This window comes from Citrobacter sp. wls706 (assembly GCF_005281305.1).
GTDB classification, from domain to species: domain Bacteria; phylum Pseudomonadota; class Gammaproteobacteria; order Enterobacterales; family Enterobacteriaceae; genus Citrobacter; species Citrobacter werkmanii.
This window is the reverse complement of record NZ_SZXG01000034.1, coordinates 1-26950: the sequence shown is the minus strand read 5'-3', so window position 1 is coordinate 26950 and position 26950 is coordinate 1. Positions and strand designations below refer to the sequence as shown.

Annotated in this window: 21 protein-coding genes; 11 read left to right on the top strand and 10 right to left on the bottom strand. The window is 51.1% G+C overall.

Annotated elements, in window-relative coordinates:
• Window positions 1-473: 473 nt before the first annotated feature.
• From lrp to FDW92_RS15460, 8 genes are all read left to right on the top strand, one after another.
• Window positions 474-968: a leucine-responsive transcriptional regulator Lrp gene (gene lrp, locus FDW92_RS15495; RefSeq protein WP_002439523.1), complete on the top strand. Its 495-nt coding sequence runs from the start codon at window positions 474-476 to the stop codon at window positions 966-968.
• Window positions 969-1102: 134 nt separating this feature from the next.
• Window positions 1103-5188 carry a DNA translocase FtsK gene (gene ftsK / locus FDW92_RS15490; RefSeq protein ID WP_137400657.1) on the top strand — a complete coding sequence of 1362 codons (4086 nt, stop codon included), beginning with the start codon at window positions 1103-1105 and terminating at the stop codon, window positions 5186-5188.
• Between the two features lie 111 nt (window positions 5189-5299).
• Window positions 5300-5911: an outer membrane lipoprotein chaperone LolA gene (gene lolA, locus FDW92_RS15485; RefSeq protein ID WP_042309490.1), complete on the top strand. Its 612-nt coding sequence runs from the start codon at window positions 5300-5302 to the stop codon at window positions 5909-5911.
• A gap of 10 nt (window positions 5912-5921) precedes the next feature.
• A complete protein-coding gene (gene rarA / locus FDW92_RS15480) occupies window positions 5922-7265 on the top strand; it encodes a replication-associated recombination protein RarA (protein ID WP_042309488.1) in 1344 nt (447 codons plus the stop codon).
• Between the two features lie 91 nt (window positions 7266-7356).
• A complete protein-coding gene (serS, locus tag FDW92_RS15475; RefSeq protein WP_003836908.1) occupies window positions 7357-8649 on the top strand; it encodes a serine--tRNA ligase in 1293 nt (430 codons plus the stop codon).
• A gap of 207 nt (window positions 8650-8856) precedes the next feature.
• Window positions 8857-11301, top strand: coding sequence for a dimethylsulfoxide reductase subunit A (gene dmsA, locus FDW92_RS15470; protein ID WP_042309486.1), 2445 nt, complete (start codon window positions 8857-8859; stop codon window positions 11299-11301).
• Between the two features lie 10 nt (window positions 11302-11311).
• Entirely contained in the window at window positions 11312-11929 is a 618-nt protein-coding gene (locus FDW92_RS15465; protein ID WP_038639290.1) for a DMSO/selenate family reductase complex B subunit, read from the top strand.
• 1 nt (window position 11930) lies between these two features.
• Complete coding sequence (locus FDW92_RS15460; protein ID WP_042309484.1) at window positions 11931-12794, top strand: dimethyl sulfoxide reductase anchor subunit family protein; 864 nt, start codon at window positions 11931-11933, stop codon at window positions 12792-12794.
• A gap of 111 nt (window positions 12795-12905) precedes the next feature.
• Here the strand turns inward: FDW92_RS15460 and ycaC are convergent, their stop codons facing one another.
• Window positions 12906-13532, bottom strand: a complete 627-nt coding sequence (gene ycaC / locus FDW92_RS15455; RefSeq protein WP_042309482.1) for an isochorismate family cysteine hydrolase YcaC — start codon at window positions 13530-13532, stop codon at window positions 12906-12908.
• A gap of 385 nt (window positions 13533-13917) precedes the next feature.
• On the opposite strand from ycaC, the gene FDW92_RS15450 reads away from it, so the two are divergent.
• A complete protein-coding gene (locus FDW92_RS15450) occupies window positions 13918-15066 on the top strand; it encodes an MFS transporter (protein WP_042309480.1) in 1149 nt (382 codons plus the stop codon).
• A gap of 213 nt (window positions 15067-15279) precedes the next feature.
• Window positions 15280-16701: an amino acid permease gene (locus FDW92_RS15445; RefSeq protein WP_042309477.1), complete on the top strand. Its 1422-nt coding sequence runs from the start codon at window positions 15280-15282 to the stop codon at window positions 16699-16701.
• Between the two features lie 4 nt (window positions 16702-16705).
• Here FDW92_RS15445 and FDW92_RS15440 read toward each other — a convergent pair whose 3' ends face one another.
• The 5 genes from FDW92_RS15440 to FDW92_RS15420 are packed head-to-tail and all read right to left on the bottom strand — an operon-like array spanning window position 16706 to window position 20474.
• Complete coding sequence (locus FDW92_RS15440; protein ID WP_042309475.1) at window positions 16706-17143, bottom strand: PTS sugar transporter subunit IIA; 438 nt, start codon at window positions 17141-17143, stop codon at window positions 16706-16708.
• Between the two features lie 51 nt (window positions 17144-17194).
• Window positions 17195-18106: a transketolase C-terminal domain-containing protein gene (locus tag FDW92_RS15435; protein ID WP_137400656.1), complete on the bottom strand. Its 912-nt coding sequence runs from the start codon at window positions 18104-18106 to the stop codon at window positions 17195-17197.
• Window positions 18106-18903, bottom strand: coding sequence for a transketolase (locus FDW92_RS15430; RefSeq protein WP_042309470.1), 798 nt, complete (start codon window positions 18901-18903; stop codon window positions 18106-18108). Before FDW92_RS15430 ends, FDW92_RS15435 begins: the two co-directional genes overlap by 1 nt.
• A gap of 12 nt (window positions 18904-18915) precedes the next feature.
• Window positions 18916-20181, bottom strand: a complete 1266-nt coding sequence (locus FDW92_RS15425; protein WP_042309469.1) for a PTS ascorbate transporter subunit IIC — start codon at window positions 20179-20181, stop codon at window positions 18916-18918.
• A 17-nt stretch (window positions 20182-20198) separates the two neighbouring features.
• Window positions 20199-20474 (bottom strand): PTS sugar transporter subunit IIB, encoded by a 276-nt coding sequence (locus FDW92_RS15420; protein WP_042309466.1) that lies wholly within the window; start codon window positions 20472-20474, stop codon window positions 20199-20201.
• Between the two features lie 121 nt (window positions 20475-20595).
• Here FDW92_RS15420 and FDW92_RS15415 point away from each other — a divergent pair, with 121 nt between their 5' ends.
• A complete protein-coding gene (locus FDW92_RS15415) occupies window positions 20596-21444 on the top strand; it encodes a MurR/RpiR family transcriptional regulator (RefSeq protein ID WP_042309464.1) in 849 nt (282 codons plus the stop codon).
• A gap of 5 nt (window positions 21445-21449) precedes the next feature.
• Here FDW92_RS15415 and FDW92_RS15410 read toward each other — a convergent pair whose 3' ends face one another.
• The 4 genes from FDW92_RS15410 to focA all read right to left on the bottom strand — a co-directional run bounded on the left by FDW92_RS15410 (window position 21450) and on the right by focA (window position 26608).
• Window positions 21450-22244, bottom strand: coding sequence for a hypothetical protein (locus FDW92_RS15410; RefSeq protein ID WP_042309459.1), 795 nt, complete (start codon window positions 22242-22244; stop codon window positions 21450-21452).
• Between the two features lie 238 nt (window positions 22245-22482).
• The gene (gene pflA / locus FDW92_RS15405; RefSeq protein WP_003035751.1) at window positions 22483-23223 is read right to left on the bottom strand and encodes a pyruvate formate lyase 1-activating protein; all 741 of its coding nucleotides are present in this window, start codon (window positions 23221-23223) and stop codon (window positions 22483-22485) included.
• A 185-nt stretch (window positions 23224-23408) separates the two neighbouring features.
• A complete protein-coding gene (gene pflB, locus FDW92_RS15400) occupies window positions 23409-25691 on the bottom strand; it encodes a formate C-acetyltransferase (protein ID WP_006685273.1) in 2283 nt (760 codons plus the stop codon).
• A 59-nt stretch (window positions 25692-25750) separates the two neighbouring features.
• Complete coding sequence (gene focA, locus FDW92_RS15395) at window positions 25751-26608, bottom strand: formate transporter FocA (protein WP_032939923.1); 858 nt, start codon at window positions 26606-26608, stop codon at window positions 25751-25753.
• Window positions 26609-26950 lie beyond the last annotated feature (342 nt).

Here is a 26950-nt window from a genome sequence, read left to right as displayed (position 1 = left end):
GATTTTGTTAACAATATGTGTAATAGCGGAAACCGATGAACGGCAGATTTAGTCGTAATACTATAACGATTTCTACTTAAAATCGGTCAGTTATAAGGTGATAAAATGACGAATTTCCATCACTGCGACTGAATAACTGGCATGTTGTACTAAAAATCGATGTTTTGCTTTGACAATCCCCTCTGTTTTGCGAAAACATTCAAGGAAGAAAAAAACTGTGTCATGTATGTGCTGCATAATCATGCATGTAGATACCATGTTTACCGTGTTAGCGAAATCTACGCATGGTGTGGACAGATGCCATTCGTGATGTCGATAGCCGCCGACAGGCAACGGTCTTCTCACCATAAACCCAGACATTGCGAGCCGTAAATCCCTCTGGGTTGCGGTTTATTTTGATGGGGAGCGACTCTGAACAGTGATGTTAGTAGAGTCAGGCAGGAGTAGGGAAGGAATACAGAGAGACAATAATAATGGTAGATAGTAAGAAGCGCCCTGGCAAAGATCTCGACCGTATCGATCGTAACATTCTTAATGAGCTGCAAAAGGATGGGCGTATTTCTAACGTCGAGCTTTCTAAACGTGTGGGACTTTCACCAACGCCCTGCCTTGAGCGTGTGCGTCGGTTGGAAAGACAGGGTTTCATTCAGGGCTATACAGCGCTGTTAAACCCACATTATCTGGATGCATCACTTCTGGTTTTTGTTGAGATAACTCTGAATCGTGGCGCCCCGGATGTGTTTGAACAATTTAACTCTGCAGTACAAAAACTTGAAGAAATTCAAGAGTGTCATTTGGTTTCCGGTGATTTCGACTATTTGCTGAAAACACGCGTACCGGATATGTCAGCATACCGTAAGTTGCTGGGGGAAACCCTGCTGCGTCTGCCTGGCGTAAATGACACACGTACTTATGTAGTAATGGAAGAAGTCAAACAGAGCAATCGTCTGGTAATTAAGACGCGCTAACACGGAACAGGTGCAAAATCGACGCAGTTTGATTACACTCCTGTTAATCCATACAGCAACAGTGCCGGGGCAACCCGGTGCTGTTGTCCGTTTTAGCATCGGGCAGGAAAAGCCTGAAACCTGGAGAGCCGTTTTTGAGCCAGGAATACACTGAAGACAAAGACGTCACATTGACGAAGTTAAGCAGCGGGCGCCGACTTCTGGAAGCGCTACTGATCCTTATTGCCCTTTTTGCCGTCTGGTTGATGGCTGCCTTACTCAGCTTTAACCCTTCGGATCCCAGTTGGTCGCAAACCGCGTGGCATGAACCTATCCATAACCTGGGAGGCATTCCCGGTGCATGGCTGGCGGACACGCTGTTCTTTATTTTTGGCGTCATGGCCTACACCATTCCGGTCATTATTGTCGGCGGCTGCTGGTTTGCCTGGCGACACCAGGCCAGCGACGAATACGTCGATTATTTTGCCGTTTCACTGCGCATTATTGGCGTTCTGGCGCTGATCCTCACTTCTTGCGGGCTGGCCGCCATTAACGCCGATGACATCTGGTATTTCGCCTCTGGCGGGGTGATTGGCAGCCTGCTCAGCACTACGCTACAGCCATTACTGCATAGTAGTGGCGGTACACTTACGCTTTTGTGCATCTGGGCTGCGGGATTAACGCTGTTTACCGGCTGGTCATGGGTGAGCATTGCTGAAAAACTGGGCGGCTGGTTACTTAATATCCTGACATTTGCCAGCAACCGTACCCGCCGCGACGATACCTGGGTCGATGACGAAGAATATGAAGATGAAGAAGAGTTTGTCGACGCCGCTGATGGCAAACCAAACGAATCGCGTCGGGCTCGAATTCTGCGCGGTGCGTTAGCGCGCCGTAAACGCCTGGCTGAGAAATTTACCAATCCGCTGGGCCGTCATACTGATGCTGCGCTGTTCTCCGGCAAACGCATGGATGATGAAGACGACATCGAATACAGCGCCCGTGGCGTGGCCGCCGATCCGAACGATGTGCTGTTCTCTGGTAATCGGGCAACATTGCCTGAATACAACGAACTCGATCCACTGCTGAACGGTCATTCGGTGACAGAGCCAGTAGCCGCCGCAGCAGCAGCCACAACGGCATCTCAGGCCTGGAGCGCGCCGGTCGACCCGCTGTTGCAAACGTCGCCAGTTACCAGCACCGTTATGGAACAGTCGACGCCAGCCGTTGCCTGGCAATCCGTGCCTGGCCCGCAAGCCGGTGAGGCGGTGATTGCGCCAGCGCCAGAAGGTTATCCGCAGCCAGCCGAATATGCTCAGCCTGCGGTGCAGCAGCCGTATGAGCCATGGCAACAGCCGGCTGCACAGGAAAATCCACAGCCGGAATATTACGCGCCACAGACGCCTGAGCCGGTATATGCGCAATCCGTCGCGCCGCAGCCGCAGGAATTCACTGCGCAGCAAAACTGGCAGCCGGAACCTGTTTATCACCCGGAGCCTGTGCCGCAACCTGTCTATCAGCAGGAGCCAGACTTCCAACAGCCTTCTGCGTTCCAGCAACCTGTGGTTGAACAACCTTCCGTGGCGGAACCTGAGCCAGTCGTTGAGGAGACGAAACCGTCTCGTCCGCCGCTCTACTATTTTGAAGAAGTCGAAGAGAAACGAGCGCGCGAGCGTGAGCAGTTGGCCGCCTGGTATCAGCCTATTCCAGAACCCGTTCAGGAGCCTGAGCGTGTTAAGCCATCTATGCCGACGGCAGCCTCCATTCCGCCCGTTGAGTCTGTTGCTGCCGTTGCGCCGATGGCTGCCGGCGTGAAAAGCGCCGCTTTGGGGGCAGGTGCCGCAGCCGCAGCACCTGTCTTTAGCCTTGCGGGTGGCGGTGCGCCGCGTCCGCAGGTAAAAGAAGGCATTGGCCCGCAGTTACCGCGTCCGAATCGTGTGCGTGTGCCTACTCGTCGTGAGTTGGCTTCATATGGCATAAAACTGCCCTCACAGCGTATGGCTGAAGAGAAAGCTCGCGAAGAGCAGCTTGATACAGATGCGTACAGTGACGATGAAATGGATGCAATGCAGCAGGACGAGCTGGCACGTCAGTTTGCCCAGTCTCAGCAGCATCGTTATGGCGAAGAGTATCAGGACGATACCCACCAGGCTGATGACGATGATTCAGCCGCAGAAGCGGAACTGGCTCGCCAGTTTGCCTCTTCCCAGCAGCAGCGCTATTCCGGCGAACAACCTGCCGGGGCCAATCCGTTCTCGCTTGATGACTTTGAATTTTCGCCAATGAAAACGCTGGTGGATGATGGTCCGCATGAGCCGCTGTTTACGCCAGGCGTGATGCCGGAGCCTGCGCCGCAGTACCAGGAACCTGTCGCGCCGCAGCAGCATTACCAGCAGCCGGCACAGCCTGTTGCGCCGCAGCAACATTACCAGCAGCCGGCACAGCCTGTTGCGCCGCAGCAACATTACCAGCAGCCGGCACAGCCTGTTGCGCCGCAGCAACATTACCAGCAGCCGGCACAGCCTGTTGCGCCGCAGCAACATTACCAGCAGCCGGCACAGCCTGTTGCGCCGCAGCAACATTACCAGCAGCCGGCACAGCCTGTTGCGCCGCAGCAACATTACCAGCAGCCGGCACAGCCTGTTGCGCCGCAGCAACATTACCAGCAGCCGGCACAGCCTGTTACACCGCCGCCGCAGGATAGCCTGATCCATCCACTGTTGATGCGTAACGGCGACAGTCGTCCGGTTCAGCGTCCGAGTACGCCGCTGCCATCGTTAGATCTGCTCACGCCGCCGCCGAGTGAAGTTGAGCCGATTGATACTTTTGCACTTGAACAAATGGCGCGTCTGGTAGAAGCGCGTCTGGCGGACTTCCGTATTAAAGCCGATGTAGTGAACTACTCTCCAGGCCCGGTTATCACCCGCTTTGAGCTAAACCTGGCGCCAGGGGTTAAAGCCGCGCGCATTTCCAACCTGTCGCGAGATCTGGCGCGTTCGTTGTCAACCGCTGCGGTTCGCGTGGTCGAGGTTATTCCTGGCAAACCGTATGTCGGTCTGGAATTACCGAATAAAAAACGGCAAACCGTTTATCTGCGCGAAGTGTTAGATAACGCGAAATTCCGTGATAACTCGTCTCCGTTGACTGTGGTATTGGGTAAAGATATTGCGGGCGAACCGGTTGTTGCCGATCTGGCGAAAATGCCGCACCTGTTGGTGGCAGGGACTACTGGTTCCGGTAAGTCGGTTGGGGTGAACGCCATGATCCTCAGCATGCTGTACAAGGCGCAGCCAGAAGACGTTCGCTTTATCATGATTGACCCGAAAATGCTGGAGCTGTCGGTTTATGAAGGCATTCCGCATCTGTTGACTGAAGTTGTGACCGACATGAAAGATGCTGCCAACGCGCTGCGATGGAGCGTCAATGAAATGGAACGTCGCTACAAGTTGATGTCGGCGCTTGGCGTACGTAACCTTGCCGGTTATAACGAGAAAATCGCTGAAGCAGCCCGTATGGGACGTCCGATTCCGGACCCATACTGGAAGCCAGGCGACAGCATGGATGTTCAGCATCCGGTGCTGGAAAAACTGCCGTATATCGTGGTGCTGGTGGATGAATTCGCCGACCTGATGATGACCGTTGGCAAAAAGGTGGAAGAACTGATTGCTCGTCTGGCGCAAAAAGCGCGTGCGGCGGGGATCCACCTGGTGCTGGCAACCCAGCGACCATCCGTTGACGTCATTACCGGTCTGATTAAAGCGAACATCCCGACGCGTATTGCCTTTACCGTGTCCAGCAAAATTGACTCACGTACTATTCTTGACCAGGGCGGCGCGGAATCGCTGTTGGGTATGGGCGACATGCTCTATTCGGCACCGAACTCGACGATTCCTGTGCGTGTACACGGCGCCTTTGTTCGTGATGAAGAAGTTCACGCCGTGGTTCAGGACTGGAAGGCGCGCGGGCGTCCGCAATATGTTGACGGTATTACCTCTGATAGCGAAAGCGAAGGTGGTGCTGGCGGCTTTGATGGTGGCGAAGAGTTAGATCCGTTGTTCGATCAGGCGGTGAACTTTGTTACCCAAAAACGCAAAGCTTCCATCTCCGGTGTTCAACGACAATTCCGTATCGGCTACAACCGAGCGGCACGCATCATCGAACAAATGGAAGCGCAGGGAATTGTCAGTGAGCAAGGGCATAATGGTAATCGTGAAGTGTTGGCTCCGCCGCCCTTCGATTGATTGCAAAGTTAAGTAATTCAGTATTTTCTACTTTCCTCATGCTGATTTTTGGCCTGAAATGGATAGCAGAGGGATCTCCCCGTTGGGAGTGACGTATTTTGAGGAATAACGATGAAAAGAATCGCAATCACCTGTGCATTACTGTCGAGCTTTGCAGTCAGCAGCGTCTGGGCTGACGCTGCCAGCGACCTGAAAAGCCGCCTGGATAAAGTCAGTAGCTTCCATGCCAGCTTTACGCAGAAGGTTACGGACGGTAGCGGTGCGGCAGTGCAGGAGGGTCAGGGTGATTTATGGGTTAAACGTCCTAATCTGTTTAACTGGCACATGACGCAGCCTGACGAGAGCATCCTGGTCTCCGATGGTAAAACGCTGTGGTTCTTTAACCCGTTTGTTGAACAAGCTACTGCGACCTGGCTGAAAGACGCCACCGGCAACACGCCATTCATGCTGATTGCACGTAACCAGGCCAGCGACTGGCAGCAGTACAACATTAAGCAAAACGGCGATGATTTTGTGCTGACGCCGAAAACCAGCAACGGTAACCTGAAACAGTTTACGATCAATGTTGGGCGCGACGGGACGATCCATCAGTTTAGCGCCGTTGAGCAAGACGATCAGCGCAGCAGTTATCAGCTGAAATCGCAGCAGAATGGCGCGATTGAACCATCGAAATTCACCTTTACCCCGCCGCAAGGTGTAACGGTTGACGATCAACGTAAGTAGAGGCGTGTGAGTGAGCAATCTGTCGCTCGACTTTTCTGATAATACTTTTCAGCCACTGGCCGCGCGTATGCGGCCAGAAAATTTAGCGCAGTATATCGGCCAGCAGCATCTGCTGGCTACGGGTAAGCCTTTGCCGCGTGCCATCGAGGCCGGGCACCTGCACTCCATGATTTTATGGGGGCCACCGGGAACGGGTAAGACCACCCTTGCCGAAGTCATTGCCCGTTACGCTAATGCCGATGTTGAACGAATTTCGGCTGTCACCTCTGGTGTGAAAGAAATTCGTGAAGCGATTGAGCGTGCGCGTCAGAACCGTAACGCTGGCCGACGCACAATATTGTTTGTGGACGAAGTCCATCGCTTTAATAAAAGCCAGCAGGATGCGTTTTTACCGCATATTGAAGACGGTACAATTACGTTTATTGGCGCTACCACCGAAAACCCCTCGTTTGAACTGAATTCGGCACTGCTGTCGCGGGCACGCGTTTATTTGCTGAAATCGTTAACCACCGACGATATTGAACAAGTACTGGATCAGGCGATGGCTGATAAAGCGCGGGGTTACGGTGGGCAGGATATTGTTCTGCCACAAGAGACGCGTCGGGCGATTGCTGAACTGGTTAATGGTGATGCGCGGCGGGCGCTGAATACGCTGGAAATGATGGCCGATATGGCCGAAGTTAATGATTCCGGCAAGCGCGTATTGAAAGCGGAATTGCTTACCGAAATTGCCGGTGAACGCAGCGCGCGCTTTGATAATAAAGGCGATCGTTTTTACGATCTCATCTCCGCCTTACACAAGTCGGTACGCGGTAGCGCCCCGGATGCGGCGCTCTACTGGTATGCGCGGATCATTACCGCGGGTGGCGATCCGCTGTACGTTGCCCGTCGCTGCCTTGCGATTGCCTCTGAAGATGTGGGCAACGCAGATCCGCGCGCTATGCAGGTGGCGATTTCCGCGTGGGATTGTTTCACCCGCGTGGGACCCGCAGAAGGCGAACGGGCAATTGCTCAGGCGATTGTTTATCTGGCCTGTGCGCCGAAAAGTAACGCGGTTTACACCGCCTTTAAGGCGGCACTGGCCGATGCTCGCGAACGTCCGGATTATGACGTTCCCGTTCACCTGCGTAATGCACCGACTAAACTGATGAAAGAGATGGGCTACGGTCAGGAGTATCGTTACGCGCATGATGAACCAAATGCCTATGCCGCCGGAGAAGAGTACTTCCCCCAGGAAATGGCACAAACGCGCTATTATCGCCCCACAAACAGAGGTCTTGAAGGCAAGATTGGCGAAAAGCTCGCCTGGCTCGCCGGACAGGATCAAAATAGCCCTATAAAACGCTACCGTTAGTGTTATCGTTGCGGTAATGTTGTCTCTGTATCCCTGTGACCGCAGGCTGTGGTCACTTTTCCCATTTTAATTCGATAAGCACAGGATAAGCATGCTCGATCCCAATCTGCTGCGTAATGAGCCAGACGCAGTCGCAGAAAAACTGGCAAGCCGGGGCTTTAAGCTGGATGTAGATAAGCTGCGCGCTCTTGAAGAGCGTCGTAAAGTTCTGCAGGTACAAACTGAAAACCTGCAGGCAGAGCGTAACTCTCGATCGAAATCCATTGGCCAGGCAAAAGCGCGCGGGGAAGATATCGAGTCTTTACGTCTGGAAGTGAACAAACTGGGCGAAGAGCTGGATGCCGCGAAAGCTGAACTTGATACCTTACAGGCCGAGATCCGCGACATTGCGCTGACCATTCCGAACCTGCCAGCGGATGAAGTTCCGGTGGGTAAAGATGAAAATGACAACGTCGAAGTCAGCCGCTGGGGTACACCGCGTGAGTTTGATTTCGAAGTTCGCGATCACGTTACCCTGGGTGAAATGCACACGGGTCTTGATTTCGCCGCTGCGGTGAAGCTGACCGGCTCTCGTTTCGTGGTCATGAAGGGGCAGATCGCACGTATGCATCGTGCGCTGTCTCAGTTCATGCTGGATCTGCATACCGAACAGCATGGTTACAGTGAAAACTATGTTCCGTATCTGGTTAACCATGACACGCTGTACGGTACAGGCCAACTGCCGAAATTCGCTGGCGATCTGTTCCATACCCGTCCGCTGGACGAAGAAGCTGACAGCAGTAACTACGCGCTGATCCCAACGGCCGAAGTTCCGCTGACCAACCTGGTGCGTGACGAAATCATTGACGAAGATGCGCTACCGATCAAAATGACTGCGCATACGCCGTGCTTCCGTTCTGAAGCTGGCTCTTACGGTCGTGATACCCGTGGTCTGATCCGTATGCACCAGTTCGATAAAGTTGAGATGGTGCAGATTGTTCGTCCGGAAGATTCAATGGACGCGCTGGAAGAGATGACCGGCCATGCCGAGAAGGTTCTTCAGCTTCTGGGTCTGCCGTACCGTAAGATCATTCTGTGCACCGGCGACATGGGCTTCGGCGCATGCAAAACCTACGATCTGGAAGTGTGGATCCCGGCGCAGAATACCTATCGCGAAATCTCTTCCTGCTCCAACGTGTGGGATTTCCAGGCCCGTCGCATGCAAGCGCGTTGCCGCAGCAAATCCGACAAAAAGACCCGTCTGGTGCATACGCTGAACGGTTCCGGTCTGGCAGTTGGACGTACGCTGGTGGCGGTAATGGAAAACTATCAGCAGGCAGATGGCCGCATTCAGGTTCCGGAAGTATTACGTCCGTACATGAATGGCCTGGAATTCATCGGCTAAGCTACCTTTTCTATGCGAAAAAGCGCCTTAGGGCGCTTTTTTTATGCCCGTTTGACGTCGGACAATAACCACTACCCACATAGGAGTAATACTGCCTTCGAATGAAAGTCAGTATCTACCAGTCTGTATATTAATACTAGCGATATATAAAAATCTATACAACGAGTATTTATTTTTAGTTTATTGTGAGCAGCAGAGTGAGCCCCTATGAAAACTAAGATCCCCGATGCCGTGCTGGCAGCTGAGGTTAGTCGCCGCGGTTTGGTAAAAACGACGGCGATAGGCGGACTGGCGGTGGCCAGTAGCGCGTTTACCCTGCCATTTACCCGTATTGCCAATGCCGCCGAAGCCATTAATCCCACGCAGCGCAATGAGAAAGTCATCTGGAGCGCGTGTACGGTAAACTGCGGTAGCCGCTGTCCACTGCGGATGCATGTGGTAGACGGTGAAATAAAGTATGTCGAAACCGACAACACTGGCGATGACAACTATGACGGTCTGCACCAGGTGCGAGCTTGTCTGCGTGGTCGCTCGATGCGTCGTCGCGTTTATAATCCCGATCGTCTGAAATACCCGATGAAACGCGTCGGCAAGCGTGGCGAAGGCAAATTTGAGCGCATCAGTTGGGATGAGGCGTACGAGATTATTGCCAGCAACATGCAGCGTCTGATTAAAGACTATGGTAACGAATCTATCTATCTGAACTACGGCACCGGTACGCTGGGTGGCACCCTGACGCGCTCCTGGCCGCCGGGTAAAACGCTGGTGGCACGTCTGATGAACTGCTGTGGTGGTTACCTGAATCACTACGGGGACTACTCTTCGGCACAAATCGCTGCCGGGTTGAACTACACCTACGGCGGCTGGGCCGACGGTAACAGCCCGTCCGACATTGAAAACAGCAAGCTGGTTGTTTTGTTTGGTAATAACCCTGGCGAAACCCGTATGAGCGGGGGCGGGGTAACCTATTACCTTGAACAGGCGCGCCAGAAATCCAATGCCCGGATGATTATTATCGATCCCCGCTATACCGATACCGGCGCGGGGCGTGAAGATGAATGGATCCCGATCCGTCCTGGTACAGATGCGGCGTTGGTTAATGGTCTGGCGTATGTCCTGATCACCGAAAACCTGGTGGACCAGGCGTTTCTCGACAAATACTGCGTGGGTTACGACGAGAAAACCTTGCCAGCTGACGCGCCGAAGAATGGCCACTATAAGGCGTATATTCTTGGGCAGGGGACTGACGGTGTTGCCAAGACCCCGGAATGGGCGGCACAGATTACCGGTATTCCCGCTGACCGTATCATCAAACTGGCGCGCGAAATTGGCAGCGCTAAACCGGCATACATCAGCCAGGGGTGGGGGCCGCAGCGTCATGCTAACGGTGAAATAGCGACCCGTGCTATTTCTATGCTGGCCATTCTGACCGGTAATGTTGGCATCAATGGCGGCAACAGCGGTGCGCGTGAAGGCTCTTACAGTCTGCCGTTTGAGCGTATGCCCACGCTGGAAAACCCTGTTGAAACCAGCATCTCAATGTTTATGTGGACGGACGCTATTGAGCGTGGTCCGGAGATGACGGCGCTGCGTGACGGCGTTCGCGGCAAAGATAAGCTTGATGTTCCGATTAAAATGATTTGGAACTATGCTGGTAACTGCTTGATTAACCAGCACTCTGATATTAACCGCACGCACGAAATCCTGCAGGATGACAAGAAGTGCGAGATGATCGTTGTCATCGACTGCCATATGACCTCCTCGGCGAAATATGCGGATATTTTGCTGCCAGACTGTACCGCTTCCGAACAGATGGACTTCGCGCTGGATGCGTCCTGCGGAAACATGTCCTATGTGATTTTCACCGATCAGGCGATCAAACCACGTTTCGAATGTAAGACTATCTACCAGATGACCAGCGAGCTGGCGAAACGCCTTGGCGTCGAGCAGCAGTTTACCGAAGGTCGTTCTCAGGAAGAGTGGATGCGTCATCTGTATGAGCAGTCGCGCAAAGCCATTCCTGAATTGCCTGGGTTTGAAGAGTTCCGTAAACAAGGCATCTTTAAGCAGCGAGATCCTGAAGGGCATCACGTGGCGTACAAAGCGTTCCGTGACGATCCCAAAGCCAATCCGCTCAACACGCCGTCGGGTAAGATCGAAATTTATTCGCAGCAGCTTGCCGAGATCGCGGCAACCTGGGAACTGCCGGAAGGGGATGTGATCGATCCATTGCCGATTTATACCCCTGGCTTTGAAAGCTTAGGTGATCCGCTAGTGGAGAAATTCCCGCTGCAACTGACCGGCTTCCACTACAAATCTCGCGTCCACTCGACCTATGGCAACGTAGATGTTCTGAAAGCATCCTGCCGCCACGAAATGTGGATCAATCCGTTGGATGCGCAGCGACGTGGCATTAACAACGGTGACAAGGTACGCATCTTTAACGATCGTGGCGAGGTGCATATCGAAGCGAAAGTGACGCCGCGTATGATGCCCGGCGTGGTGGCATTAGGCGAAGGGGCCTGGTACGACCCGGACACGAAGCGTGTGGATCAGGGCGGCTGTATTAACGTCCTGACGACTCAGCGTCCTTCTCCTCTCGCGAAGGGGAATCCGTCACATACGAACCTTGTTCAGGTTGAAAAGGTGTAAGGAGTAACCGATGACAACCCAGTATGGATTTTTTATTGATTCCAGTCGTTGCACCGGTTGCAAAACCTGCGAACTGGCCTGCAAAGACTTCAAAAATTTAACCCCGGATGTCAGTTTTCGCCGCATTTACGAGTACGCGGGTGGCGACTGGCAAGAAGACAATGGTGTCTGGCACCAAAACGTCTTTGCCTATTACCTCTCTATTGCCTGTAACCACTGTGAAGACCCGGCCTGCACCAAGGTATGTCCGAGCGGCGCGATGCACAAACGTGAAGATGGCTTTGTCGTCGTGGATGAAGACGTGTGCATTGGTTGTCGGTATTGTCACATGGCCTGTCCTTACGGTGCGCCCCAGTACAATGCGGAAAAAGGACATATGACCAAATGCGATGGCTGCCATGAGCGCGTCGCTGAAGGTAAGAAACCTATCTGCGTCGAGTCCTGCCCACTGCGTGCGTTGGATTTCGGTCCGATTGACGAACTGCGTAAAAAACACGGTACTCTGGCCGCTGTTGCGCCACTCCCGGGCGCGCACTTCACCAAACCGAGCATTGTCATCAAACCTAACGCCAATAGCCGCCCGACCGGGGATACCACGGGTTATCTGGCCAATCCGAAGGAGGTGTAAGATGGGAAGTGGATGGCATGAATGGCCGCTGATGATCTTTACGGTCTTCGGACAGTGTGTGGTTGGTGGCTTTATCGTTCTGGCATTGGCGTTAATGAAAGGGGACTTACGTCCTGAATCGCAGCAGCGGGTAATCGCCTGCATGTTCGGGCTGTGGGTACTGATGGGCATTGGCTTTATTGCTTCTATGCTTCACCTGGGCTCGCCGATGCGTGCCTTTAACTCGCTCAATCGCGTAGGCGCTTCTGCGCTGAGCAATGAAATCGCCAGCGGTTCAGTGTTCTTTGCCATTGGCGGCATCGGTTGGCTGCTGGCGATGTTGAAAAAAATGCCGCCCGCATTACGCAATCTGTGGTTAGTTGTCACCATGGTACTGGGCGTCATTTTTGTCTGGATGATGGTGCGTGTGTATAACACCATTGATACCGTGCCGACCTGGTACAGTGTCTGGACGCCGCTGGGTTTCTTCCTGACGCTGTTTATGGGCGGTCCGCTGCTGGGATATCTGCTATTGAGAATTGCCGGTATTGACGGTTGGGCGATGCGTCTGCTGCCAGCCATTTCAGTGCTTGCTCTGGTCGTGAGCGCCATTATGTCTGTAATGCAGGGTGCCGAACTGGCGACGATCCACAGTTCGATTCAACAGGCGTCTGCGCTGGTTCCGGATTATGGCTCGCTGATGGCCTGGCGGATCGTGGCACTGGCGTTAGCGCTGTGCTGCTGGATTGTACCGCAAGTCAAAGGTTATCAACCCGCAATACCACTGCTTTCCGTCGCGTTTATTCTGCTGATAGTCGGCGAGCTGATTGGTCGTGGCGTGTTCTATGGCCTGCATATGACCGTCGGTATGGCGGTTGCAAGCTAATCCATAATATGCCGGATGGCGGCTCGTGCCTTCTCCGGCCTACAGAACAGTAGGCCTTCACGCTGCTTGTCATCCGGCATTATGTCACGCCAGGTTTTTCGCCCCGGTTTTTTAATTCTGTTTGGTCAACGTGTCGTAACTGGTCATCAGATTGCGATAATCTGGAATGTGATTAGAGAACAACGTCGCCAGCCCTTCGATATCGTTACGCCAGTCGCGGTGCAGCTCACACGCGACGCCGAACCACGTCATCAATTGCGCACCAGCCTGCGACATCCGATCCCATGCTGAATGGCGGGTGATTTCGTTAAATGTACCCGAAGCATCCGTGACGACAAAGACGTCAAACCCTTCTTCTATTGCGGATAGCGCAGGGAAGGCGACGCAAACTTCCGTCACGACACCGGCGATAATCAGCTGCTTTTTGCCGGTCGCTTTTACTGCTTTCACGAAATCTTCGTTATCCCACGCGTTGATGTTTCCCGGGCGAGCAATATAGGGCGCATCGGGAAACTGAGCTTTCAGTTCCGGTACCAGCGGTCCGTTCGGCCCTGTTTCAAAACTGGTGGTCAGGATAGTCGGGAGCTTGAAGTACTTTGCCAAATCACCCAGGGCAAGCACGTTATTCTTGAATTTATCGGGATCGATATCCCGAACCAGAGAGAGCAAGCCAGCCTGATGATCGACCAGCAATACTGCCGCATTATCTTTATCAAGTCTTACGTAAGGTTTAGTCATGATATTTCTCCTGTTCGGCATCGGTGCGGGAAATTTGATGAGTTTAAGTCTGGAGAAAGAACGGTATCCGGACTGGAAGTATAAATAAGAACTTACTGTTCTATGTCGAAGACAATACCGCTCTGCATCTCGCATAGAGTTTAGTAAGAAATAAAAGTAAGGGGAGTCCATGAAATTTTTCGACTGAACGAAACGTGAGATTTTTGTTTTAGATCAATAAAAACAAGCAGATGTATTTTTCTGTTATTTATCCATTCACGTTAAGAATCAGTAATACGAATCGATCGTCCAGAAAGCGCCTCAGCCCTCTGATTGCGCCGATTGACAATGTTTTTAGCAGTGGCATGATGCGCATGAAATTTGAGCTTCCTCACGGTTTTTATTCATGTCCATCTATACCCGTCCCGTCATGCTGCTGCTGTGCGGGCTGCTTCTGTTGACCCTGGCGATCGCCGTGTTAAACACGCTCGTCCCGCTTTGGCTCGCCCATGAAAATCTGCCAACCTGGCAGGTAGGTATGGTGAGTTCGTCCTACTTTACCGGTAATTTGGTAGGGACGTTGCTGACCGGGTATCTAATTAAACGCCTTGGTTTTAACCGCAGCTATTACATCGCCTCGTTTATTTTTGCCGCGGGCTGTGTTGGACTGGGGATTATGGTTGGATTCTGGAGCTGGATGACCTGGCGCTTCATTGCCGGCGTTGGCTGCGCCATGATTTGGGTGGTAGTGGAAAGTGCGCTGATGTGCAGTGGGACTTCGCGCAATCGTGGACGTTTGCTTGCCGCCTATATGATGATCTATTACGTGGGGACGTTTTTAGGGCAATTGCTGGTCAGTAAAGTATCAACAGAACTGATGAACGTGCTGCCGTGGGTGACGGGAACCATCCTGGCTGGGGTTCTGCCGCTGCTCTTTACGCGGATTGCCAATCAGCAGGGTAATGAACAGCACTCCACCCCTATTGTATCGATGCTGAAGCTGCGACAGGCGCGTCTGGGCGTTAATGGCTGCATTATTTCCGGGATTGTTCTGGGCTCTTTGTACGGCCTGATGCCGCTGTATCTGAACCATCAGGGAGTGAGCAATGCCAGCATTGGTTTCTGGATGGCAGTTTTGGTTAGCGCCGGTATTCTGGGGCAATGGCCGATTGGCCGCCTGGCGGACAAACTGGGACGCCTGCTGGTTTTACGCGTCCAGGTCTTTGTGGTTATCGTCGGGAGTATTGCTATGCTGAATCAGGCGGCGATGGCCCCCGCATTATTTATGTTGGGTGCGGCAGGTTTTACTCTCTATCCGGTCGCGATGGCATGGGCCTGTGAAAAGGTGGAACATCATCAACTGGTGGCCATGAATCAGGCTTTGCTATTAAGCTATACCGTTGGCAGTCTGCTTGGCCCGTCGTTTACCGCTATGCTGATGCAGAATTATTCAGATAGCTTGCTGTTTATCATGATTGCCAGCGTATCGTTTATTTATTTACTGATGCTGCTGCGCAAGACGGGCCACACGCCCAATTCTATCGCGCATATTTGACCTGTTTTAACAGAATACGAACAGGTTCCCATACATACTGTTTTTGTACGCTTTATGGGAACCTGCATTATTTAATCACACGCTTTTGCCCTGAAAATAAAGTGTGCAGAAGATTATAGTTTTACATCCTGCCGTTTCCGCTCGCTCATTTTACCGCGCATAATCCCACGCCTGATTTATCGATACTCATAAAATTTCCTCGAAGGATCGCGTATGGCTGGTGTGCAGGAAAAACAATTGCGATGGTACAACATCGCCTTAATGTCATTTATTACCGTTTGGGGTTTTGGCAACGTCGTTAACAACTATGCTAATCAGGGATTGGTCGTTGTCTCCTCATGGATATTTATTTTTGCGCTCTATTTTATTCCTTATGCGCTGATCGTCGGACAGTTGGGTTCTACTTTTAAAGATGGGAAAGGCGGCGTCAGCACCTGGATAAAACACACGATGGGTCCTGGGCTTGCTTATCTCGCTGCCTGGACCTATTGGGTTGTACATATTCCTTATCTGGCTCAAAAGCCGCAGGCTATTCTGATTGCGCTGGGATGGGCGCTGAAGGGGGATGGATCACTAATAAAAGAATACACCGTCGTGGCGTTGCAGGGACTGACACTGGCGCTGTTTGTCTTTTTCATGTGGATTGCATCCCGCGGCATGAAATCACTGAAAATAGTTGGGTCAGTGGCGGGTATCGCCATGTTTGTGATGTCTATTTTGTATGTCGTGATGGCGGTAACCGCTCCAGCGATTACCGATGTGCAGATAGCGACAACCAATATCACCTGGGAATCGTTTATCCCACATATCGATTTTACCTATATCACCACAATCTCCATGCTGGTCTTTGCCGTCGGTGGCGCGGAGAAAATTTCGCCTTACGTTAATCAGACGCGTAATCCGGGTAAAGAATTTCCGAAAGGGATGCTCGTCCTGGCTGTTATGGTGGCAGTGTGTGCGATCCTCGGGTCGTTGGCCATGGGAATGATGTTTGACTCCCGGCATATCCCAGACGATCTTATGACCAATGGTCAGTATTACGCATTCCAGAAATTGGGCGAGTATTATGGTATGGGTAATTCGCTGATGGTTATTTACGCGATCGCCAACACGCTGGGACAGATTGCGGCATTAGTATTTTCTATTGATGCACCGCTTAAAGTTCTGCTGGGCGATGCTGACCGTAAATATATTCCGGAAAGTCTGTGTAAAACCAATGCCTCCGGCACACCGGTAAATGGTTATATTCTGACGCTGGTGCTGGTGGCAATTTTGATTATGTTGCCCACGCTGGGAATTGGCGACATGAACAATCTGTACAAATGGCTGCTAAATCTTAACTCCGTTGTGATGCCATTGCGTTATTTATGGGTGTTTGTGGCGTTTATCGCTGTTATCCGTCTGGCGCAGAAATATAAGCCGGAATATGTCTTTATCCGCAACCGCTCACTGGCGATGACGGTGGGGATCTGGTGCTTCGCTTTTACCGCTTTCGCTTGTCTGACCGGGATTTTTCCAAAAATGGAAGCCTTTACCCCTGAGTGGACATTCCAGCTCACGCTGAATATCGTGACGCCGTTTGTGCTGGTAGGATTGGGGCTGATTTTCCCGCTTCTGGCGCGCAGGAAACAGTAATGCGTTAACTCCCTTCAAGAATAGAGAGAAGCTGCGCCAGGCTGGTGGTATGGGATAACTGGTGTAAGCGCTCCGCTTCATCCAGCCAGCACACCAACTGTTGGATCATTTCTATATGTTGAGTGCTGCTGGCTGCGGCAAGAACAATGATTAACCGCACATCCGGGTGTCCGGGAAACAGGACTGCTTCTTTCAGGCTCAATAGCGACAGATGTGTTTTACTGCCAATCACGCCTTCATCCGGTCGAGCATGAGGCAGGGCAAATTCTGGACTTAATATATACCATGGGCCATGTTTTTCTGTTTCATGGATGATTGCCTGAGTATAACGATGTGTAATTATGCCTTGCACTTCGAGAGGGTGACAGGCCAACTGCACGGCTTCCTGCCAGGTGCTACATTGTTCGCGAAACTGGCAGGCTGAAAATAGCGTAGATAGCATCGTTTTATCCCCATTGTAGTTGGCAGACCGTGTAACGGTCTGCCAACCAGATTATTTGAGTGCTTCACAGATTGCAGAGGCTGAAATTCCGTATTTCTCTTTCAGTTGCCGGCTGTTGCCCGATTCGGTGAATGTGTCCTGAGTACCAAGCCGACACAATCGTGAGTTGATTCCTTCTTCAGCCAGCACTTCAGCAATCTGGCCACCCAGTCCGCCGTTAATCGTATGATTTTCAATAGTGACGATACGTGGGCAATTGGCAATGAGGTGCAGGAAACGCTGACGATTGAACGGTTTTAGCATTGCCACATGAATCAGTTTGCCCCTTTTCCCCTGCGCACTGAGCTGGGCGTAACCCGTACTCGCTTGTTCAAGAACTGTTCCTTCGTAAACAATGGCGAAGTCGTTGCCTGAACTCTCCACTGCCTCGATATCGGATACTCGGGGGACGACTGATTTGTCGCGTACAGGCATCGGTTCCCGGGCAACACGAATGTAGACAGGGCCGGGGATGTTTACTGCCTGTTCAAATGCAGCCTCAACTTCTTCGGCATCTGCCGGAGTCAAAATCGTGATTCCTGGCAATACACGAGTCAGGGCTAGATCTTCCAGCGCATGGTGCGAAGCGCCATCCGGGCCGTCATCCATACCTGGATGGCTACCGACCAGCTTAATGTTGGCCTTTGCGTAACAAGCCTGACGAAGCTGTGTCCATGCTGTACCAGTCACGAACATCGCGAAGTTAACGTAAAAAGGAATGTTACCTTCCAATGCCTGACCTGTGGCGAAACTCATCGCGGAGCCTTCGGCAATTCCCATTTCAAAGAATGCTTCAGGCCAGATCTTCTGAAACTGATCGGTGCGGGTGGAGCTCGCCAGATCGCTGTCGATAACGACAACTGGATAGCCTTTCTCCCTCAAAGCGAGCAGGGCATTACCAATCTCATCGCGTGGTGCTCTCATTACTGTAATTCCTCCATAGCTTGCTGGTATTGTTCCGCACTGGGTGTTTTAGAATGCCAGTCGCCGTTATTTTCCATATAGCTCACGCCGCTGCCTTTGGTGGTGCGGGCGATAATAGCTACCGGCTTGCCTTTCAGATAACGAGATAGCTGCAAAGTGTCGGCAACCTGGCACATGTTGTTACCATCCTGTAGCTCAAGTACGTGCCAGCCAAAATTACGGATTTTGTCGGCCAGTGGCTCGAGATTGATGACGTCATTGACCGGATCGTGTGAGGAAAAACCGTTGTAGTCGATGATGGCGACCAGATTGTCCATCCGCATATGAGCGGCCTGTTGCAGTGACTCCCATATTTGGCCTTCGTGCATCTCACCATCGCCGATGATTGCGAAAACGCGGTTGGGATCCCCCGCGCGATTTTTGGCAGCAGCCATCCCCAAGGCAATTGACAGACCCTGGCCAAGCAGTCCAGTCGTTGCATCCACATCGGGAAGTGATTTCACGCTCGGATGTCCCTGCAGACGCGAGTTAATCTGACGAAAGGTGCTAAATTCGCTGCGGGATATTTTCCCCAATTGATACAGCATGGCGTACTGTGCCGCGACGGCGTGGCCTTTACTCATCACCACACGGGCACGAGGTATTTCATTCAGACGAACCTCTTCATGATAAATCCAGGTCAGAATATCAATAATGGAGAGTGCGCCGCCGGGATGACCAATACCGGATTCGTAAATAATGGTGACAATATCGCGGCGAGCAGCTCGCGCATGAGATTTCAATTCATCAATATTCATATTTACTCCTTATCAGGGCAGCATTTTGCCGATGTAATACACCACCAGACCAAGCGCGACGAAATCGGTTTCCGGGAAGCTGGTACCGGAAAGTCCTACCGACTCCATAATCGGGTAGATAAGTGCGGGACCAATGCCGATGAGAATGCCTGTAATAAAGCTTCCCACCACTGCGCCTTTCCAGCCTCCTGAAGCGTTGCCAAAGACGGCAGCCGTTGCCCCAATGAAGAAATAGGGGATCGCGACGGGGATGATTACCGTCTGACCAATCAGCGCAAGTATCCCCATCACCACCAGTCCGCCGACGAACGAAGAGATAAAACCAAGTACGGTAGCAGTTGGTGCGTAAGGGAATACAACCGGGCAGTCGAGTGCCGGTTTGGCATTAGGAATGAATTTTTCCGAGATCCCGAGAAATGCCGGAACGATCTCTGAAAGCAGTAAGCGAACACCGGTAATAATGATGTAAAGCGAGGCAGTAAAGGTCAGTGACTGAAAAAGCGGGTAGACCAACCAGTGCATGCCACCTGCTACCGCGGTAACCGCTGTTTTCCCTGCTGCCAGTGCGGCGATGTAATAGAAAATACTGACCGAAATAGAGACTGAGACAATGTAGTCTTTAAAAATCCCCAGCCATCCGGGGAGATTCAGTTTCTCCGTCGACTCTTTGGGATCGCCGACCTTCGAGCCAATCCAGCCTGAGGCCGCATAAGCCAGTGTGACGTAATGACCCATGGCGATTTCATCATTGCCGGTGATCTTACGCATCCACGGTTGGGCAATGGCCGGGTAGATGCAGGCAGCAAGGCCTAACAATACAGAACCAACCATAATCGTAACGCCATCGCTGTAACCGAGCGCTTTCAGCGTGACGGTGAGCAATGCCGAGAGATACAGATTATGTTGGCCGGTCAAAAAAATGTATTTAAATGGTGTAATACGGGCAAAAAGTAGGTTCCAGCCAAAGCCGATAACCATGATGAGTGATACGCACATGGCAAATTTGGTTTGGGCCAGGCCGGTTAGCGCTTCCGCCAACGGCATCACTCCTTTGAGTCCAAATCCATCGCTAAACAATGTCTGGAAATTACCCAGAGATGTCACCGCCAGCCCCGCGCCACCCGCAAAGACCAGAAATCCAACGATGGTTTTGAAGGTGCCGGATAATACTTTTTCAATCGGCTTGCGTTGAATGAGCAGACCGATTAATGCAATAAATCCAACTAAAAGTGGGGTTACACCCAAAATGTCGAATACAATAAACCTGAGGAGATCCATATTGCCTCCGGGAGAGGTTAGTTGCCCTGAATTACGCTGGTGAGCGCAGTTTCCATTTCTTCGCTATTCATCAAGTCGGTTATCCCGATGGCTCTGAATCCAGCAGCTTCGATTTCATCGGTGAGGTCGCGCATGGTGATAACAAAATCAATCCCTTGCCAGGTGGCAAGACCGGACAATACGTCATGTTCGAGTTCAATATCCCAGCCATGCTTGTCGATGATTTTTTGCGCTTTGATTTTGAGCATTAAGGAACTGCCCATACCGGTACGACAGACAATGAGACCTTTCATTTATTTTTCTCCTGTTTTGTAAAAATAATTATTTTCATTGCTCTTGTTGTGAAAAAAATTATTATCTTAACGTGGGCAGAAAGATGTGACTGTGTTTGCATTTTGAGCAAAAAGGCGAAAAATGAGTCAGATTGACACTAACTTACTGATAAACATCAGAAATGAGGCTGGAGGGTTAAGCCCAATTCTGGAAAAAGTGGGCCGTTTTGTGACGGAGAACCCTGATTTTGTGATGAGACATACGATCACGGAGTTAGCGGATTCTATTGAAACCAGTGAAGGGAGTATTACCCGTTTTTGCCGCGCATTTGGTTTTAAAGGTTTTTCTGATTTCAGAACTGCGCTTGCGCTGGAGCAGGGAGCTGCGCGTCCTGAAGAGCAGGAAAATGATGAGGTCTCTGCCGTAGTGGCGAGCATTCGTGACAGCCATGCCATCATTAATACGCAAGAATTACAGGCTGCTGCGGCGTGGATCAACCAGGTTAATTCTGTCGCGATATACGCTGTTGGTACGGCGGTGCCCGTAGCGCTGTTCTTACAAATGAACCTGATTAAAATGGGTAAGGCGGCAAGTTTTGTCGATCGTTTTTACCTCACAACCTCATCCATGATGGTTGAACCGCAGAGCCAGGGAATCATTGTGGTGCACACTGAGCAGGCATCGGCTGATATGATGCAAGCGCTGGCGTTGGCGAAGCAGCATGGCGCGCGGATCCTTTCGCTGACCCGCGGCACCTTTGCGCCGCTTAGCCGTCTTTCGGACTGGAATCTACAGGCCGCCGTGGCCCTGAAAGGTGAGGGGGAGTATGGTTTTGCAGAAATCGCCGGTGCAATGATGGTGGCGGACAAATTACTCAATGCGCTGGAGGAGCAAGATGAGCGCTATGCGGAGTGCCGTAAAGCGCATCAGAAGAGCATTTTCTCAATTGAAAGCGTGGCGAATAAGCTCTCGGAATATTTTATGTCCTGAACCGTTTACTCAAGCGGCGCCAGATTTTTGGGGACGACATACTGTTTTCCATTATAAAGCAGGGTCCAGCTCGCCTTGCTGGACTTATCTTTTGAGGTACACTCAGCATTAGCCTGAAGATTGGCGTTGGATGCTACACTTTTCTCGCTTACACGAATATCAACGTATCCATTATGCGAGTCAGGCGTAAGTGAGAGGGTACGAGTAATATCGTTGAATGTTCCTTCACAGTTCCCGTCCCATTCCCCGGTACTGTTTTCAAGGACGATACCGTTTAATATCGTTCGTAGTTGGTGATTTTCAATAACAAACAGCGATAGCACATCTTCACTAAATGGATTTACACGGGAACTGCCGGTGCGGGCTATCCGCAAGCCAAATGCGGTTTGGTTAGTGGCGACTTTCCAGCGAGCGGTATCCAGTATCAGACCGGAAATTCGAATCGCGTCGTCATTCATCCTTTCGGGCAGGCGTAATCGTTGTTTAACGTCGAGACTCGCGGAGTCCAGTACCAAAAGTTCCAGATCGCCAGTATGATCGTAATCGTTATCCTGTTGTGCCATCAGCGGAATCGCCGCCAATGTCAGTTCCGGATGAGCGGGCCAGACGCGGCAAATTACGCTTTGCGCTGAGTTGCCCGTGATATCGATAACCTGATTGCTTTTGGTGAGCATCTTACCTTCCGCTGCTGGTTTTGCATCCGGCCACGCATGCTGCACAATGGTGTTGATATCACAGGTGCTGGCGGCATTCGTACTCTGAGCGAACAGCAAAAAAAATGCTGAAACAATTACTCTCATCGTGAAATCCTTTAGTGGCCTGAGAGGTAGAAGCGGGCAGCAACCAACTCACTGTCGGTTAAATCAATGAGTATTGGTAAAGAAAGCGACTGTTTCTTCGGTGGTGTCATCGTTATACAGATAACGAATCTTCGGTCCGGAATCTGACCGGACCGAAGCTGTATGGAATATAAAGAGCAGTGCGAATATTCCGTATCGCAAAAATCTATCCATGATTTACTTCCTTAATGCATAAACATTAATACATCACTTTATGACCATACTGCTCGAGAATGCCTTTTACGCGCTCCATGGTCTCTTTCTTCGGCGGCTTCACGCCATCGAGTTTGTACTCTTCGCCCATCGCTACCCATTTGTGTTTGCCCAGCTCGTGATAAGGCAGCAGCTCGATTTTTTCAACGTTGCCCATATCGCGGGTAAACTCGCCCAGACGGTGTGCGGAGTCGTCATCGTCAGACCAGCCTGGCACTACCACGTAACGGATCCACACCTTGATGTCTTTGTTCGACAGGTAACGAGCAAATTCCAGCGTGCGATGGTTAGACACGCCGACCAGATTCTGGTGGATTTCGTCGTTCATCTGTTTGAGATCGAGCATCACCAGGTCGGTGACTTCCAGCAGTTCATCAATTACCGGATCGTAGCGGCGAACAAAGCCGTTGGTGTCCAGGCAGGTGTGAATGCCTTCTTTTTTACAGGCGCGGAACCAGTCACGTACGAACTCAGCCTGCAGGATGGCTTCGCCGCCGGACGCCGTCACGCCACCACCGGAGGCGTTCATAAAGTGGCGATAAGTCACCACCTCTTTCATTAATTCGTCGACAGTGACTTCTTTACCGCCGTGCGTATCCCATGTGTCACGGTTATGGCAATACAGGCAGCGCATCAGGCAGCCCTGGAAGAAGGTAATAAAACGGATGCCCGGGCCGTCTACAGTGCCACAGGATTCAAAGGAGTGAATGCGACCAATAACTGACATTGCGGTGTTTCTCCAGATGTGGCCCATCCGGGGCCTGTGTTAGTGCACAGTTATTAACTGTGTCGAGTCTGTTTTGGCTGCTATCCATAAGTATAGATAGCAGCCAAAGCAGGCTATTAAAAAGGCCCCACTTACGTGGAGCCTTTATTGTACGCTTTTTAAAGTACGATTTCAGTCAAAACCAATTACATGGTCTGAGTGAAAGTACGAGTAATAACGTCCTGCTGCTGTTCTTTAGTCAGGGAGTTAAAACGTACTGCGTAGCCAGAAACGCGGATGGTCAGCTGCGGATATTTTTCCGGATGTTCCATCGCATCCAGCAGCATTTCACGGTTCATGACGTTCACGTTCAGGTGCTGACCACCTTCGATGGACGCTTCGTGGTGGAAGTAACCATCCATCAGACCTGCCAGGTTAGTCTTACGAACTTCGTCGTCTTTACCCAGTGCGTTCGGAACGATAGAGAAGGTATAAGAGATACCATCTTTAGCGTAAGCAAACGGCAGTTTAGCAACGGAAGTCAGAGAGGCAACAGCACCTTTCTGGTCACGACCGTGCATTGGGTTAGCACCCGGTCCGAACGGCGCGCCAGCACGACGACCGTCTGGGGTGTTACCCGTTTTCTTACCATAAACCACGTTAGAGGTGATGGTCAGAACAGACTGAGTCGGGATAGCGTTACGGTAAGTAGTCAGTTTCTGAATTTTCTTCATGAAACGTTCTACCAGGTCAACCGCCATGTCATCTACACGAGAGTCGTTGTTACCAAACTGCGGGTATTCGCCTTCGATTTCGAAGTCGATAGCCAGACCGTCTTCGTCACGAATCGGTTTAACTTTCGCATATTTGATTGCAGACAGGGAGTCAGCAGCAACGGACAGACCAGCGATACCACACGCCATGGTGCGGATAACGTCACGGTCGTGCAGCGCCATCAGAGAGGCTTCGTAGCTGTACTTGTCGTGCATGTAGTGGATAACGTTCAGCGCAGTGACGTACTGTTTAGCCAGCCAGTCCATGAAGTGATCCATACGGTCCATTACTTCATCGAAGTTCAGAACGTCGCCTTTGATCGGTTCAGATTTAGGACCAACCTGCATTTTCAGTTTTTCATCAACGCCGCCGTTGATTGCGTACAGCATGGTTTTCGCCAGGTTTGCACGCGCACCGAAGAACTGCATTTGTTTACCAACAACCATCGGGCTTACGCAGCAAGCGATAGCGTAATCGTCGTTGTTGAAGTCCGGACGCATCAGGTCATCGTTCTCGTACTGCAGAGAAGAGGTGTCGATGGACACTTTAGCGGCGAATTTCTTGAAGTTCAGAGGCAGTTTTTCAGACCACAGAACGGTGATGTTCGGCTCCGGAGAAGGACCCATGGTGTACAGGGTGTTCAGGAAGCGGAAGCTGTTTTTGGTAACCAGAGTACGGCCATCAACACCCATACCACCGATAGATTCAGTTGCCCAAATCGGGTCACCGGAGAACAGTTCATCATATTCCGGAGTACGCAGGAAGCGAACCATACGCAGTTTCATGACCAGGTGGTCAATCATTTCCTGAGCGTCTTGTTCAGTGATTTTGCCTGCTTTGATATCACGTTCGATGTATGCATCCAGGAAGGTGGATACGCGACCGAAGGACATTGCTGCGCCGTTCTGAGATTTAACCGCGGCCAGGTAGCCGAAGTAAGTCCACTGGATAGCTTCCTGAGCGTTGGTAGCCGGACCAGAGATATCGCAGCCATATTTCGCTGCCATTTCTTTGATCTGACCCAGCGCGCGGTGCTGTTCAGCGATTTCTTCACGCAGACGGATAGTCGCTTCCAGGTTTACGCCGTTTTCCAGGTCAGACTGCAGGGAAACAAACTGTGCGTATTTGTCTTTCATCAGGAAGTCGATACCGTACAGCGCAACGCGACGGTAGTCACCGATGATACGGCCACGGCCATACGCATCTGGCAGACCAGTCAGAACACCGGATTTACGGCAGTTCAGAATGTCTTTGGTATAAACATCGAATACGCCCTGGTTGTGGGTTTTGCGGTATTCGGTGAAGATTTTTTTCAGCATCGGATCCAGTTCGCGGTTGTACGCTTTGCAGGAACCTTCAACCATTTTGATGCCGCCGAACGGAATGATCGCACGTTTCAGCGGAGCTTCAGTCTGCAGACCAACAATTTTCTCCAGCGCTTTGTTGATGTAGCCAGCGTCGTGAGAAGTGATGGTAGAAGCAACGGAGGTGTCAAAGTCAACAGGCGCGTGAGTGCGGTTTTCCTGTTTAACGCCTTCCATTACGCTGTCCCACAGCTTGGTGGTCGCGTCAGTAGCGCCAGCCAGGAAGGACTCGTCACCCTCATACGGAGTGTAGTTTTTTTGAATGAAGTCACGTACGTTTACTTCATTCTGCCAGTCACCTTTGGTAAAACCTTCCCAGGCTGTGGCTAACTTTTCATTAAGCTCGGACATGTAACACCTACCTTCTTAAGTGGATTTTTTATTTACTGCGTGTAATGGGCATCAACAGATTAATGATGATCGTTACCACGCAGGTAAATGACCCAGTATGTCAACCCGACCAACAAACCGCCGCCGATAATATTACCGATCGTAACCGGAATCAGGTTATCGGTGATGAAATTCATCACGGTCAGGTGAGAAAAATTCTCCGGAGAAGAACCGACAGCGGTCCAGAATTCCGGGGTGGCGAAATCGCGTATTACAATACCCATAGGGATCATAAACATGTTTGCGATACTGTGCTCAAAACCGCTGGCAACAAACATTGCGACCGGTAATACCATGATAAACGCTTTGTCCATCAGGCTGCGACCTGAGTAGCTCATCCATACGGCCAGACACACCATCAGGTTAGCCAGGATACCGAGGCTCACCGCTTCAACAAAAGTATGGTGTACTTTGTGGTCGGCTGTTTGCAGGACGTTGAGTCCCCACGCGCCGTTGGCGGTCATATACTCGCCGGAAAGCCACATAAGTAACACGAAGATCAGGGCGCCAATCAGGTTGCCGACATAAACGTTAAGCCAGTTTTTAGCCAACTGTCCCCAGGTAATACGACCACTGGCTTTAGCAACAACAATCAGTACGGTTGAGGTGAAGAGGTCTGCACCGCAGATAACACAAAGAATCAACCCCAGGGAAAAGCAGATACCACCTATTAATTTTGCCATGCCGAAGGGCATAGTACCGGTACCGGTAGTGGCGGTGATATAGAAAACAAAGGCAATTGAAATGAATACACCGGCAGTAATTGCCAGATAGAACGTCTTAAGCGGATGTTTCGTTGCTTTATAGACGCCTGCTTCTTCGGCAACTTTGGCCATTGCAGCAGGAAGTAAAAGATCAAAAGGGTTGTCAGCTTTCACACTAACTCTCTCTTTATTAAGTCGGCGACGAGATACTAACAAAGCATTATAGATGAGAATTTGATATAGATCATATCTCGCCTGGCTTATAGGCCCGCAAGACGCATGGTTTTTATGCGATTACGGAGTAACTTGTTGATTATCAAAATAAAAATAAATTTTAAAAATTATAAAGTGAGTTGAATTTTTTCTTTCAGCCTCCTGTTGGATGGTTAATTAATATGGAGTAATTGAGATAAAAAGCCACATTAATAAGCTAATTTTTTTAATATCAACTACTAATATTTAACCTTGCTTTTACATTTATTTTTTGATTTGACCAAAATAAAAAACAGGGCGCTT